This window comes from Escherichia sp. UTM R2 (genome assembly GCF_048593455.1).
GTDB lineage: Bacteria > Pseudomonadota > Gammaproteobacteria > Enterobacterales > Enterobacteriaceae > Escherichia > Escherichia coli.
The window spans coordinates 1-12,434 of sequence record NZ_JBFWDY010000002.1; the positions used below are offsets into that span (position 1 = coordinate 1).

The following is a 12,434-nucleotide window of genomic DNA, read 5'->3' on the forward strand; positions in this document are numbered from 1 at the left end:
ATGCGTCCAGCAGGCCGTAGCAATAATCAGGTGCGTCCCGTTACCCTGACTCGTAACTATACAAAACATGCAGAAGGCTCGGTGCTGGTCGAATTTGGCGATACCAAAGTGTTGTGTACCGCCTCTATTGAAGAAGGCGTGCCGCGCTTCCTGAAAGGTCAGGGCCAGGGCTGGATCACCGCAGAGTACGGTATGCTGCCGCGTTCTACCCACACCCGTAACGCGCGTGAAGCGGCGAAAGGTAAGCAGGGTGGACGCACAATGGAAATCCAGCGTCTGATCGCCCGTGCACTTCGCGCGGCAGTAGATTTGAAAGCGCTGGGTGAGTTCACCATTACGCTGGACTGCGACGTGCTTCAGGCTGATGGTGGCACGCGTACCGCTTCGATTACGGGTGCCTGTGTGGCGCTGGCAGATGCGCTACAGAAGCTGGTGGAAAACGGCAAGCTGAAAACCAACCCGATGAAAGGGATGGTAGCCGCGGTTTCTGTCGGGATTGTGAACGGCGAAGCGGTTTGCGATCTGGAATACGTTGAAGACTCTGCCGCAGAGACCGACATGAACGTAGTGATGACCGAAGACGGGCGCATCATTGAAGTGCAGGGGACGGCAGAAGGCGAGCCGTTCACCCATGAAGAGCTACTCACCTTGTTGGCGCTGGCCCGAGGGGGAATCGAATCCATTGTAGCGACGCAGAAGGCGGCGCTGGCAAACTGATTTTTAAGGCGACTGATGAGTCGCCTTTTTTTTGTCTGTAGAAAAGTAAGATGAGGAGCGAAGGCATGAAACCATATCAGCGCCAGTTTATTGAATTTGCGCTTAGCAAGCAGGTGTTAAAGTTTGGCGAGTTTACGCTGAAATCCGGGCGCAAAAGCCCCTATTTCTTCAACGCCGGGCTGTTTAATACCGGGCGCGACCTGGCACTGTTAGGCCGTTTTTACGCTGAAGCATTGGTGGATTCTGGCATTGAGTTCGATCTGCTGTTTGGCCCTGCTTACAAAGGGATCCCGATTGCGACCACTACCGCCGTGGCGCTGGCGGAGCATCATGACCTTGACCTGCCGTACTGCTTTAACCGCAAAGAGGCAAAAGACCACGGTGAAGGCGGCAATCTGGTTGGTAGCGCGTTACAAGGACGCGTAATGCTGGTAGATGATGTGATCACCGCCGGAACGGCGATTCGCGAATCGATGGAGATTATTCAGGCTAATGGCGCGACGCTTGCTGGCGTATTGATTTCGCTTGATCGTCAGGAACGGGGGCGCGGCGAGATTTCGGCGATTCAGGAAGTTGAGCGTGATTACAACTGCAAAGTGATCTCTATCATCACCCTGAAAGATCTGATTGCCTATCTGGAAGAGAAGCCGGAAATGGCGGAACATCTGGCGGCGGTTAAGGCCTATCGCGAAGAGTTTGGCGTTTAAAGAAACTCGCCGGATGAAAAGTCATCCGGCGTCATATTACTGCAACTGCGCGGCAATTAGCGGCCAGCGGGCGTCAAAATCATCCGTCGGGCGGTATTTAAATTCGCTGCGGACAAAACGTGACAGCATACCTTCACAGAAGGCCAGGATCTGGCTTGCCAGCAGGGTTTCATCGGTGGTGTAACCTTCACCCTCACGCATTCTCTTTTCACGCAATACCTGACGCAGCTGCGCTTCAATACGCTCGAACAGCTGGTTGATACGCCCTTGCAGGCGATCCTGTTCAAACATCAGCGCATGACCAGTGAGGATGCGGGTCAGGCCAGGATTACGCTCACCAAAACCGAGAAGCAGCAACACAATCAGACGCAGGCGCGCTGTGGTGTCTTTCTCATCTTTCAGAATCAGGTTGATGCGAGTAATCAGGCTATCTTCGATAAACTCAATCAGGCTATCGAACATGCGGGTCTTACTGGGGAAGTGGCGATACAGTGCCGCTTCGGAAACGCCGACAGAGGCGGCCAGTTTTGCCGTCGTGATACGTTGGCTTCCATCGCTGGATTCCAGCATCAGCGCCAGAGACTGAAGTATTTCCTCGCGACGGTTCCTTTTCGCAGTTTGTTTTTCTGCCATGTTACAAAATACCCCTGAAAATAAGCACTTGCCAGGCGGCACCCACGCTATGACCGCAAACGAAATGTTTGCGGCTATGTTATGACGTTATTCGGATGCGTATGTGTTACTGACGACCAGAGTGACCAAAGCCGCCTTCACCGCGGTCGGTGGCGTCGAAATCTTCCACCAGATTAAATTCAGCCTGTACTACCGGAACAAAAATCATCTGGGCGATGCGTTCGCCAGGTTGAATGGTGAAGCTGTCCTGACCACGGTTCCAAACGGAAATCATCAACTGGCCCTGATAGTCAGAATCGATCAATCCTACCAGGTTACCAAGCACGATACCGTGCTTATGTCCCAATCCGGAGCGCGGCAGCATCATTGCCGCCAGTGAAGGATCGGCAATATGAATCGCCAGCCCGGTCGGAACCAGCGTAGTGTCACCCGGAGCCAGTTCTACGGCGTCGTCGAGACAGGCACGCAGGTCAAGTCCGGCAGAGCCAGAGGTGGCATAAGTCGGGAGCGGAAATTCCTTCCCAACGCGCGGGTCCAGAATCTTAACGTCGATTTTTTTCATCATAACGGGTCACGATCTCGTCGAGTAATAATTGGCCAAGGAGCTCTTTGCGCTCAAGCGGTAAGACTTTATCTCCGTCCTGCCAGAAAAGGTGTAATGCGTTGTTGTCGCTGTTAAATCCTTGAGTTGGCTGGGAAACATCGTTCGCGCAGATCAGATCAAGGTTTTTACGGATACGTTTTTGCCGGGCGTATTCTTCCACATTATTTGTTTCGGCGGCAAATCCAACGACGTAGGGTCGATGGTCTTTTAGTGCGGCAACGCCTGCGACGATATCGGGGTTTTTAACCATTTTTATTGTTAATTCATCACCCTGCGTGGCCTGCTTTTTGATTTTTTCTGGGGCCACGGTAGCTGCGCGATAATCCGCCACGGCGGCGCAACCGATAAAAATATTTTGCTGCTGTACAGAAGCATTCACGGCGGCTTCCATTTCCAGCGCAGTCATCACATCAACACGTTTAACAAACGGTGGCGTCGGTAGTGAAACCGGACCTGATACCAGCGTGACGTTCGCGCCACGACGGGCAGCGGCGGCGGCGATAGCAAAACCCATCTTGCCGGAGCTGTGATTAGAGATATAACGCACCGGATCGAGCGGTTCACGCGTCGGGCCGGCGGTAATCATAATGTTCAGATGTTTCAGGTCGTTGACGGGCGAAAAATGCGCCACCGCCATATCCACAATGGTTAACGGATCGAGCATTCGCCCAGGACCGATATCACCACAAGCCTGACTGCCACTGTCTGGCCCCCAGATGAGCATACCACGGGAAGCAAGCACCTCTAAATTATGCTGCGTGGCAGCGGCACGGTACATCTGCTGGTTCATGGCGGGGAGCACGGCTACAGGCGCAGGTGTAGCCAGACAAATCGTCGATACCAGGTCATTCGCCATTCCGGCAGCAATACGGGCAATCAAATCTGCCGTGGCAGGGGCGAGAATCACTAAATCAGCCCATTTACCCAGCTCAATATGGCCCATAGCGGCTTCGGCTGCCGGGTCCAGCAGACTGTCGGAAACGGGATAACCAGAAACCGCCTGCAAGCTAAGTGGGGTGATAAAGGCTTTTGCCGCTTCGGTCATGGCTACGCGGACGTCGGCCCCGCGATCGCGCAAACGACGCACCAGTTCAGGGGTTTTATAGGCAGCAATACCGCCGCTAACGCCGAGAACGATTTTTTTACCGGCCAGGCTCATGATGATTTTTCCTGTAGGGTGACACCAGAAGTTGGCGATTTTATCACAATACTTTTGTTGTCGTGCCTTCACCTGAGATTCACTTTGCGAGGCGCTTTCCAGGATTGAAAACTGGCCGTCGATTTAACGAAACGGCTATGACAGGATGCGAGCACCACAAAGGAGGTGAAGGTGAAAAACAATTCACAGCTGTTGATGCCGCGCGAAAAAATGCTGAAGTTTGGTATTAGCGCCTTAACGGATGTCGAGCTGCTGGCGCTATTTCTGCGTACCGGAACGCGCGGTAAAGATGTATTAACCCTGGCAAAAGAGATGCTGGAGAATTTCGGCTCTCTTTATGGCTTGTTAACCTCTGAATATGAACAATTTAGTGGCGTTCATGGAATTGGCGTGGCGAAATTTGCCCAGTTAAAGGGGATTGCTGAACTGGCGCGGCGTTACTACAACGTGCGGATGCGTGAAGAAAGCCCTTTACTCAGCCCGGAGATGACGCGGGAATTTTTACAAAGCCAGCTCACGGGTGAGGAGCGGGAGATCTTTATGGTGATCTTTCTCGACTCCCAACACCGGGTTATAACGCATAGCCGTCTTTTTTCCGGCACGCTAAACCATGTTGAAGTCCATCCTCGGGAAATTATCCGCGAAGCGATAAAAATAAACGCCTCGGCGCTGATCCTTGCACATAATCACCCTTCGGGTTGTGCTGAACCCAGTAAAGCGGATAAACTCATTACTGAACGGATAATAAAGAGTTGTCAGTTCATGGATTTACGCGTGCTCGACCATATCGTGATTGGGCGTGGAGAGTATGTTTCTTTTGCCGAACGCGGCTGGATTTAACCCGCTATGCGCGATCCTTCGGGATCTTTGTCTGTTCGGGACTTGAGCACATCGCTGAGTCAGCGTATACTACGCCACCTTTGAGAATCTCGGGTTTGGCATTTGGGCCTGGCAATCGAGAGTTCACATAGAACTGCGATGACCGGGCTGTAAAGCCTGACGAGGCGCCAATACCCCATACGAAGCTCGAGCTAATTTGATTTTTGGAGAATAGACATGTCCCGAGTCTGCCAAGTTACTGGCAAGCGTCCGGTGACCGGTAACAACCGTTCCCACGCACTGAACGCGACTAAACGCCGTTTCCTGCCGAACCTGCACTCTCACCGTTTCTGGGTTGAGAGCGAGAAGCGTTTTGTCACCCTGCGCGTATCTGCTAAAGGTATGCGTGTAATCGATAAAAAAGGCATCGATACAGTTCTGGCTGAACTGCGTGCCCGTGGCGAAAAGTACTAAGTACTTAGAGGAAATAAATCATGGCTAAAGGTATTCGTGAGAAAATCAAGCTGGTTTCTTCTGCTGGTACTGGTCACTTCTATACCACTACGAAGAACAAACGTACTAAGCCGGAAAAACTGGAACTGAAAAAATTCGATCCAGTTGTTCGCCAGCACGTGATCTACAAAGAAGCGAAAATCAAATAATTCTCGCTTTGATGTAACAAAAAACCTCGCTCCGGCGGGGTTTTTTGTTATCTGCTTGCCCCCATATTGACTGCATCTGTTCATTCCTGGAGATGCTATGCCTGAATTACCCGAAGTTGAAACCAGCCGCCGCGGCATAGAACCGCATCTCGTTGGTGCAACCATTCTTCATGCAGTGGTGCGCAACGGACGCTTGCGCTGGCCGGTTTCAGAAGAGATCTACCGTTTAAGCGACCAACCAGTGCTTAGCGTGCAGCGGCGGGCTAAATATCTGCTGCTGGAGCTGCCTGAGGGCTGGATTATCATTCATTTAGGGATGTCTGGCAGCCTGCGCATCCTTCCAGAAGAACTTCCCCCTGAAAAGCATGACCATGTGGATTTGGTGATGAGCAACGGCAAAGTGCTGCGCTACACCGATCCGCGCCGCTTTGGTGCCTGGCTGTGGACCAAAGAGCTGGAAGGGCATAATGTGCTGACCCATCTTGGACCGGAGCCGCTTAGCGACGATTTCAATGGTGAGTATCTGCATCAGAAGTGCGCGAAGAAAAAAACGGCGATTAAACCGTGGCTGATGGATAACAAGCTGGTGGTAGGGGTAGGTAATATTTATGCCAGCGAATCACTGTTTGCGGCGGGGATCCATCCGGATCGGCTGGCGTCATCACTGTCGCTGGCAGAGTGTGAATTGTTAGCTCGGGTGATTAAAGCGGTGTTGCTGCGTTCGATTGAGCAGGGTGGTACAACGCTGAAAGATTTTCTGCAAAGTGATGGTAAACCGGGCTATTTCGCGCAGGAATTGCAGGTTTACGGGCGAAAAGGCGAGCCGTGTCGGGTGTGCGGTACGCCGATTGTGGCGACTAAACATGCGCAGCGGGCAACGTTTTATTGTCGGCAGTGCCAGAAGTAATTCATGCGCGCCGGATGGCATACCATCCGGCATAAACGCTACGCTAACTTCGCCACCAGCGCCTGATGGACATTCTCCGGCAGGAAATGGGTGACATCGCCCTGATGGCGCGCCACCTCTTTCACCAACGATGAAGAGATAAACGACCACTCTTTCGACGGCATCAGAAACACACTTTCCAGTTCCGGCATTAAGTGGCGATTCATATGCGCCAGCTGCATTTCATATTCAAAATCCGCCACCGCACGCAGGCCACGAATCAGCACCGTAGCGTGTTGATTACGGGCGAAGTTCGCCATCAAATCACTAAACCCAACCACTTCCACGTTCCCCAGATGCGCGGTTGCCTGCTGTGCCAGCGCCACACGCTCTTCCAGGGTAAACATCGGTTTTTTACTGGGGCTGGCGGCAATCGCCAGAATAACGTGATCGAACATTTGCGTGGCGCGCGTCACGATATCGATATGACCATTGGTAATGGGATCGAAAGTACCCGGATAAATCGCCCGTTTTTGCATAACAACCTCAATGCGTTTTCGGTGGCAGGTAAGGTTCCAGCAGTTGAAGCAGACGCTGTAGCGCGCCCTGGTTTTGATACAGTACTTCAACGGCATGACGGCCATAGAAACTACGGTAATCGGCGTCGGTGAGTAAAGAGGAAACCTCTTTTGCAAGCGTAGTGGCATCGGTAACGGTAATCAGCCCGCTTGCCTGCTCCAGCCGCGCGCAAATGTCTTTAAAGTTAAAAGTATGCGGCCCCATCAATACCGGAATAGCGTGTGCGGCAGCTTCCAGCGGATTATGCCCACCACGTTCAACCAGTGAACCGCCAACAAAGGCGAGATCGGCAATGCCGTACAGTAACATCAACTCGCCCATCGTATCGCCAACCACAACCTGCGTGCTGGTGGAGGGGACTTCCCCTGAAGAGCGTGTGATATAGCTTAGTCCAGCCTGGCGGACAAGGTTAATCGCATCCGGGAAGCGTTCCGGATGACGGGGTACCAGGATGAGCAATAAATTCGGGAATTGCTGTAACAATGCCTGATGTGCGGCGATCACCACACTCTCTTCGCCTTCGTGAGTGCTGGTGGCAATCCATACCGGGCGGTGTGGTGCCCACTGGCGGCGCAGCGTCACGGCTTTAGCAGCCAACTGCGGCGTTACAGAAATATCGAATTTCAGGCTACCGGTAACGGTCACCTGATTATTTTTTGCGCCCAGCGCCACAAAACGTGCACCATCTTCTTCATTTTGCGCAGCAATCAGCGTAATACGACGCAGCAAGCGACGGACGAATTTACCCAGTTTGGCATAACCTGCGGCCGAGCGGGCAGAGAGTCGCGCGTTAGCGATCACCAGCGGAATTTTACGTTTATGTAGCGCCGCAATCAGGTTAGGCCATAGTTCGGTTTCCATAATCAACACCAGTTTAGGGTCGACTTTATTCAGGAAACGGTTGAGTGCATCGGGCAGATCATACGGCAGATAAACGTGCTGAACATCCTTCCCGAAAGCCGATTGTACGCGCTCCGAACCGGTTGGCGTCATGGTTGTTACGGTAATCGGTAAATCAGGATAACGATGACGCAGCGCGCGCACCAACGGGATTGCCGCCAGAGTTTCACCGACGGAGACGGAGTGCAGCATAATGCCGCCTGGTTTTAGCGGATGGCGGTAAAAACCGTAACGTTCACCCCAGCGTTTTCGATAGGCCGGAGCCTTACGTCCGCGCACCCAGAGCCGTATCCAGATCAGCGGCTGAATAAGGTAGAGAAGGGCGGTGTAAAGCAATTCGAGCATAGTAAATAGCTGACTTATGGATGTGCTGGGGATTCTATGTATTTAGCTGTGGCTTTACCATTACTTTTCCCGTTTTTGACTTAAATAGCAATTTACCCGCCAATTCTTGCTGAACATCTATACTTTTTTTGTATTTTTATGCGATTCATTGATTTCTGCTGTACGTGCAGGAAGGAATCGCAGAGCAACAGTGAAAGAATATGGTTGCTAATGATTTTATTTGATTGATTTCTTTATTGAAAATCAACAATGTGCTTAAAAATCATTCGGGTCGGATTGCCGCGAAAGAAGTGATACACTAGCGCGTCAATATCAGTGCGGTATCAGTATTCAGGTAGCTGTTGAGCCTGGGGCGGTAGCGTGCTTTTTCTGCTTCACCTTAATCGGATAATCTCAACAAAAAGAGTTACTTGTGGATAAGCCATTTCGAAGAATTTTGCTCATTAAGATGCGTTTTCATGGGGATATGTTATTAACTACTCCCGTCATTAGTTCGCTGAAAAAAAATTACCCTGACGCAAAAATCGATGTGCTGCTTTATCAGGACACCATCCCGATCCTGTCTGAAAATCCAGAGATTAACGCGCTCTACGGCATAAAAAATAAAAAAGCAAAAGCCTCAGAAAAAATTGCCAACTTTTTTCATCTCATCAAGGTATTACGTGCCAATAAGTATGACCTTATCGTCAATCTTACCGATCAATGGATGGTTGCTATACTGGTTCGCTTATTAAATGCTCGTGTGAAAATTTCCCAGGATTATCATCATCGGCAGTCTGCTTTTTGGCGTAAAAGTTTCACCCATTTGGTGCCGTTGCAGGGTGGAAATGTGGTGGAAAGTAACTTATCCGTGCTGACACCATTGGGACTTGATTCGTTGGTGAAGCAGACAACCATGAGTTACCCGCCTGCAAGCTGGAAACGTATGCGTCGCGAACTTGATCACGCTGGTGTTGGACAAAATTATGTGGTTATCCAACCTACGGCGCGGCAAATCTTCAAATGCTGGGACAACGCCAAGTTTTCCGCTGTGATTGATGCCTTACATGCTCGTGGTTATGAAGTCGTTCTGACGTCCGGCCCGGATAAAGACGATCTGGCCTGCGTCAATGAAATTGCGCAGGGATGCCAGACGCCACCAGTAACGGCGCTGGCTGGAAAGGTGACCTTCCCGGAACTTGGTGCGTTAATCGATCATGCGCAGCTGTTTATTGGCGTTGATTCCGCACCGGCGCATATTGCCGCTGCAGTTAATACGCCGCTGATATCGCTGTTTGGTGCGACAGACCATATTTTCTGGCGTCCCTGGTCAAATAACATGATTCAATTCTGGGCGGGAGATTACCGGGAAATGCCAACGCGCGATCAGCGTGACCGAAATGAGATGTATCTTTCGGTTATTCCGGCGGCAGATGTCATTGCTGCTGTCGATAAATTACTGCCCTCCTCCACGACAGGTACGTCGTTATGATCGTTGCTTTTTGTTTATATAAATATTTTCCCTTTGGCGGTTTGCAGCGCGATTTTATGCGTATTGCTCAGACAGTCGCCGCCCGAGGTCATCATGTTCGGGTTTATACCCAGTCGTGGGAAGGCGAATGCCCTGATGTATTTGAACTGATCAAAGTGCCGGTTAAATCGCATACCAATCACGGGCGCAATGCGGAGTATTTTACCTGGGTGCAAAAACATTTACGCGAACATCCCGTCGATAAAGTCGTTGGATTCAACAAAATGCCGGGGCTGGACGTTTATTATGCCGCTGATGTTTGTTATGCCGAGAAAGTAGCGCAGGAGAAAGGCTTTTTCTATCGCCTGACGTCACGTTATCGCCATTATGCCGCCTTTGAGCGGGCAACCTTCGAACAGGGCAAGCCGACACAGCTGCTGATGCTGACAGATAAGCAAATCGCCGATTTCCAGAAACATTATCAGACTGAAGCGGAGCGTTTTCATATTCTGCCACCGGGGATTTATCCTGATCGTAAATATAACCAGCAGCCAGCTAATAGCCGTGAAATCTTCCGTAAGAAGAATGGAATAACCGAACAACAATATTTATTGTTGCAGGTCGGTTCAGACTTCACGCGTAAAGGTGTCGATCGTTCCATTGAAGCACTTGCTTCGTTACCGGATTCGCTGCGCCACAACACATTGCTATATGTTGTTGGACAGGATAAACCGCGAAAATTTGAGGCGCTGGCAGAAAAACGCGGCGTGCGCAGTAATGTTCACTTCTTCTCGGGACGCAACGATGTCTCGGAATTAATGGCGGCGGCGGATTTATTACTGCATCCTGCCTACCAGGAAGCAGCGGGAATTGTGCTACTGGAAGCGATTACTGCAGGATTACCGGTACTAACAACAGCCGTTTGTGGCTATGCGCATTATATTGTCGACGCCAATTGCGGCGAGGCTATTGCTGAGCCATTCCGCCAGGAAACATTGAATGAGATTTTACGCAAAGCGTTAACGCAATCTTCATTGCGCCAGGCCTGGGCGGAAAATGCGCGACATTATGCTGATACACAAGATTTATACAGTCTGCCAGAGAAAGCGGCGGATATCATAACGGGTGGTCTGGATGGTTGAACTTAAAGAGCCGTTTGCCACGTTATGGCGCGGTAAAGATCCTTTTGAGGAAGTTAAAACCTTGCAGGGTGAGGTTTTTCGTGAACTGGAAACTCGCCGCACTCTGCGATTTGAAATGGCGGGCAAAAGCTATTTTCTCAAATGGCATCGCGGCACGACCCTGAAAGAGATAATCAAAAATTTACTCTCATTGCGGATGCCAGTATTAGGCGCAGACCGCGAATGGAATGCGATTCATCGACTGCGGGATGTCGGCGTTGATACTATGTATGGGGTGGCATTTGGCGAAAAAGGTATTAATCCGCTGACCAGAACCTCGTTTATTATTACCGAAGATCTGACCCCAACCATCAGTCTGGAAGATTACTGTGCTGACTGGGCGACCAACCCACCAGATGTTCGCGTAAAGCGTATGCTTATTAAGCGTGTCGCGACGATGGTGCGCGATATGCATGCTGCGGGCATTAACCACCGTGACTGTTATATCTGTCATTTCCTGCTGCACTTGCCTTTTTCCGGTAAGGAAGAGGAGTTAAAAATTTCGGTAATTGACCTGCACCGGGCGCAGCTTCGCACGCGCGTTCCACGTCGTTGGCGCGATAAAGATCTTATTGGGCTTTATTTTTCTTCGATGAATATCGGCCTGACTCAGCGGGATATCTGGCGGTTTATGAAAGTGTATTTTGCCGCCCCGCTTAAAGACATTCTCAAGCAGGAACAAGGACTGCTGTCGCAAGCAGAAGCAAAAGCCACAAAAATCAGGGAAAGAACGATTCGAAAATCGTTGTAATTTCCGGAGAGAAATATGAGTGCCCACTATTTTAATCCACAAGAGATGATCAATAAGACAATCATCTTCGATGAAAGGCCAGCGGCGTCAGTGGCATCATCATTCCATGTTGCTTATGGCATTGATAAAAACTTTCTTTTTGGTTGTGGTGTTTCAATCACGTCAGTTTTGTTACATAACAACGACGTGAGTTTTGTTTTCCACGTTTTTATTGATGATATCCCTGAAGCCGATATCCAGCGTTTAGCCCAATTGGCGAAAAGCTATCGTACCTGTATCCAGATCCATCTGGTAAATTGTGAACGGCTTAAGGCATTACCGACGACCAAAAATTGGTCTATTGCCATGTATTTCCGTTTTGTAATTGCAGATTACTTTATTGATCAACAAGATAAGATCCTTTACCTGGATGCTGATATCGCCTGTCAGGGAAACTTAAAGCCGCTGATAACAATGGATCTTGCCAATAACGTTGCTGCTGTTGTTACTGAACGCGATGCTAACTGGTGGTCGTTACGGGGTCAAAGTCTGCAGTGTAATGAACTTGAAAAGGGTTACTTTAATTCAGGTGTCCTGTTAATTAATACACTAGCGTGGGCGCAGGAGTCCGTTTCTGCTAAAGCGATGTCGATGCTTGCTGATAAAGCCATCGTTTCCCGTTTAACCTATATGGATCAAGATATCCTTAATCTTATCCTGTTAGGGAAAGTTAAATTCATTGATGCTAAATACAATACGCAGTTTAGTTTAAATTATGAATTAAAAAAATCATTTGTTTGTCCAATTAATGATGAAACCGTATTAATTCATTATGTCGGCCCGACAAAACCCTGGCATTACTGGGCCGGTTATCCAAGTGCGCAACCTTTTATCAAAGCCAAAGAAGCATCGCCCTGGAAAAATGAACCGTTAATGCGGCCAGTTAACTCAAACTATGCTCGTTATTGCGCCAAGCATAATTTTAAACAAAATAAACCAATTAACGGGATAATGAATTATATTTATTATTTTTATTTAAAGATAATAAAATGAAATTGAGAA

15 protein-coding genes are annotated in these 12,434 nt (G+C 49.8%); 10 read left to right on the forward strand and 5 right to left on the reverse strand.

All coding sequences use genetic code 11. The annotated features are described in order from the left end of the window. A complete protein-coding gene (gene rph, locus AB4H76_RS00860; RefSeq protein ID WP_001247093.1) occupies window positions 1-717 on the forward strand; it encodes a ribonuclease PH in 717 nt (238 codons plus the stop codon). Window positions 718-782: 65 nt separating this feature from the next. Beyond that, window positions 783-1,424, forward strand: a complete 642-nt coding sequence (gene pyrE, locus AB4H76_RS00865) for an orotate phosphoribosyltransferase (protein WP_000806177.1) — start codon at window positions 783-785, stop codon at window positions 1,422-1,424. A 36-nt stretch (window positions 1,425-1,460) separates the two neighbouring features. Here pyrE and slmA read toward each other — a convergent pair whose 3' ends face one another. The 3 genes from slmA to coaBC form a co-directional block, all read right to left on the reverse strand. Next, entirely contained in the window at window positions 1,461-2,057 is a 597-nt protein-coding gene (gene slmA / locus AB4H76_RS00870; protein WP_000818601.1) for a nucleoid occlusion factor SlmA, read from the reverse strand. Window positions 2,058-2,163: 106 nt separating this feature from the next. Next, on the reverse strand, window positions 2,164-2,622 hold the full coding sequence (dut, locus tag AB4H76_RS00875; RefSeq protein WP_000976070.1) for a dUTP diphosphatase: 459 nt from the start codon (window positions 2,620-2,622) through the stop codon (window positions 2,164-2,166). Continuing rightward, a complete protein-coding gene (gene coaBC / locus AB4H76_RS00880; protein ID WP_000050117.1) occupies window positions 2,600-3,820 on the reverse strand; it encodes a bifunctional phosphopantothenoylcysteine decarboxylase/phosphopantothenate--cysteine ligase CoaBC in 1,221 nt (406 codons plus the stop codon). Before coaBC ends, dut begins: the two co-directional genes overlap by 23 nt. Window positions 3,821-3,991: 171 nt before the next feature. Between coaBC and radC the strand changes: the two genes are divergently transcribed. The 4 genes from radC to mutM all read left to right on the forward strand — a co-directional run bounded on the left by radC (window position 3,992) and on the right by mutM (window position 6,208). Further along, complete coding sequence (radC, locus tag AB4H76_RS00885; RefSeq protein WP_001298959.1) at window positions 3,992-4,660, forward strand: RadC family protein; 669 nt, start codon at window positions 3,992-3,994, stop codon at window positions 4,658-4,660. A gap of 216 nt (window positions 4,661-4,876) precedes the next feature. Further along, window positions 4,877-5,113 carry a 50S ribosomal protein L28 gene (gene rpmB / locus AB4H76_RS00890; protein ID WP_000091955.1) on the forward strand — a complete coding sequence of 79 codons (237 nt, stop codon included), beginning with the start codon at window positions 4,877-4,879 and terminating at the stop codon, window positions 5,111-5,113. Window positions 5,114-5,133: 20 nt separating this feature from the next. After that, window positions 5,134-5,301 (forward strand): 50S ribosomal protein L33, encoded by a 168-nt coding sequence (gene rpmG, locus AB4H76_RS00895; RefSeq protein ID WP_001051798.1) that lies wholly within the window; start codon window positions 5,134-5,136, stop codon window positions 5,299-5,301. 97 nt (window positions 5,302-5,398) lie between these two features. Next, window positions 5,399-6,208, forward strand: coding sequence for a bifunctional DNA-formamidopyrimidine glycosylase/DNA-(apurinic or apyrimidinic site) lyase (gene mutM, locus AB4H76_RS00900; RefSeq protein ID WP_001114543.1), 810 nt, complete (start codon window positions 5,399-5,401; stop codon window positions 6,206-6,208). 38 nt (window positions 6,209-6,246) lie between these two features. Here the strand turns inward: mutM and coaD are convergent, their stop codons facing one another. Together coaD and waaA are read right to left on the reverse strand one after the other, a co-directional pair. After that, window positions 6,247-6,726: a pantetheine-phosphate adenylyltransferase gene (coaD, locus tag AB4H76_RS00905; protein ID WP_032231556.1), complete on the reverse strand. Its 480-nt coding sequence runs from the start codon at window positions 6,724-6,726 to the stop codon at window positions 6,247-6,249. A 7-nt stretch (window positions 6,727-6,733) separates the two neighbouring features. After that, on the reverse strand, window positions 6,734-8,011 hold the full coding sequence (waaA, locus tag AB4H76_RS00910) for a lipid IV(A) 3-deoxy-D-manno-octulosonic acid transferase (RefSeq protein ID WP_000891564.1): 1,278 nt from the start codon (window positions 8,009-8,011) through the stop codon (window positions 6,734-6,736). A gap of 412 nt (window positions 8,012-8,423) precedes the next feature. Between waaA and rfaQ the strand changes: the two genes are divergently transcribed. From rfaQ to waaO, 4 genes are read left to right on the forward strand one after another with little or no spacing between them, the layout of a single operon-like run. After that, window positions 8,424-9,482 carry a lipopolysaccharide core heptosyltransferase RfaQ gene (rfaQ, locus tag AB4H76_RS00915; RefSeq protein ID WP_000360402.1) on the forward strand — a complete coding sequence of 353 codons (1,059 nt, stop codon included), beginning with the start codon at window positions 8,424-8,426 and terminating at the stop codon, window positions 9,480-9,482. Further along, window positions 9,479-10,603, forward strand: coding sequence for a glycosyltransferase family 4 protein (locus AB4H76_RS00920; protein WP_088538065.1), 1,125 nt, complete (start codon window positions 9,479-9,481; stop codon window positions 10,601-10,603). The genes rfaQ and AB4H76_RS00920 overlap by 4 nt, the downstream gene beginning before the upstream one ends. After that, window positions 10,596-11,393, forward strand: a complete 798-nt coding sequence (gene rfaP / locus AB4H76_RS00925) for a lipopolysaccharide core heptose(I) kinase RfaP (RefSeq protein ID WP_001300933.1) — start codon at window positions 10,596-10,598, stop codon at window positions 11,391-11,393. Before AB4H76_RS00920 ends, rfaP begins: the two co-directional genes overlap by 8 nt. A 15-nt stretch (window positions 11,394-11,408) precedes the next feature. After that, window positions 11,409-12,425: a lipopolysaccharide 3-alpha-galactosyltransferase gene (gene waaO, locus AB4H76_RS00930; protein WP_001272734.1), complete on the forward strand. Its 1,017-nt coding sequence runs from the start codon at window positions 11,409-11,411 to the stop codon at window positions 12,423-12,425. Window positions 12,426-12,434 lie beyond the last annotated feature (9 nt).

Coding starts and splice junctions, on each gene's coding strand:
- waaA (WP_000891564.1), bottom strand. CDS start 8,011: ATGCTCGAATTGCTTTACACCGCCCTTCTCTACCTTATTCAGCCGCTG.
- dut (WP_000976070.1), bottom strand. CDS start 2,622: ATGATGAAAAAAATCGACGTTAAGATTCTGGACCCGCGCGTTGGGAAG.
- waaO (WP_001272734.1), top strand. CDS start 11,409: ATGAGTGCCCACTATTTTAATCCACAAGAGATGATCAATAAGACAATC.
- rfaP (WP_001300933.1), top strand. CDS start 10,596: ATGGTTGAACTTAAAGAGCCGTTTGCCACGTTATGGCGCGGTAAAGAT.
- rpmG (WP_001051798.1), top strand. CDS start 5,134: ATGGCTAAAGGTATTCGTGAGAAAATCAAGCTGGTTTCTTCTGCTGGT.
- pyrE (WP_000806177.1), top strand. CDS start 783: ATGAAACCATATCAGCGCCAGTTTATTGAATTTGCGCTTAGCAAGCAG.
- mutM (WP_001114543.1), top strand. CDS start 5,399: ATGCCTGAATTACCCGAAGTTGAAACCAGCCGCCGCGGCATAGAACCG.
- slmA (WP_000818601.1), bottom strand. CDS start 2,057: ATGGCAGAAAAACAAACTGCGAAAAGGAACCGTCGCGAGGAAATACTT.
- AB4H76_RS00920 (WP_088538065.1), top strand. CDS start 9,479: ATGATCGTTGCTTTTTGTTTATATAAATATTTTCCCTTTGGCGGTTTG.
- coaBC (WP_000050117.1), bottom strand. CDS start 3,820: ATGAGCCTGGCCGGTAAAAAAATCGTTCTCGGCGTTAGCGGCGGTATT.
- rpmB (WP_000091955.1), top strand. CDS start 4,877: ATGTCCCGAGTCTGCCAAGTTACTGGCAAGCGTCCGGTGACCGGTAAC.
- coaD (WP_032231556.1), bottom strand. CDS start 6,726: ATGCAAAAACGGGCGATTTATCCGGGTACTTTCGATCCCATTACCAAT.
- rph (WP_001247093.1), top strand. CDS start 1: ATGCGTCCAGCAGGCCGTAGCAATAATCAGGTGCGTCCCGTTACCCTG.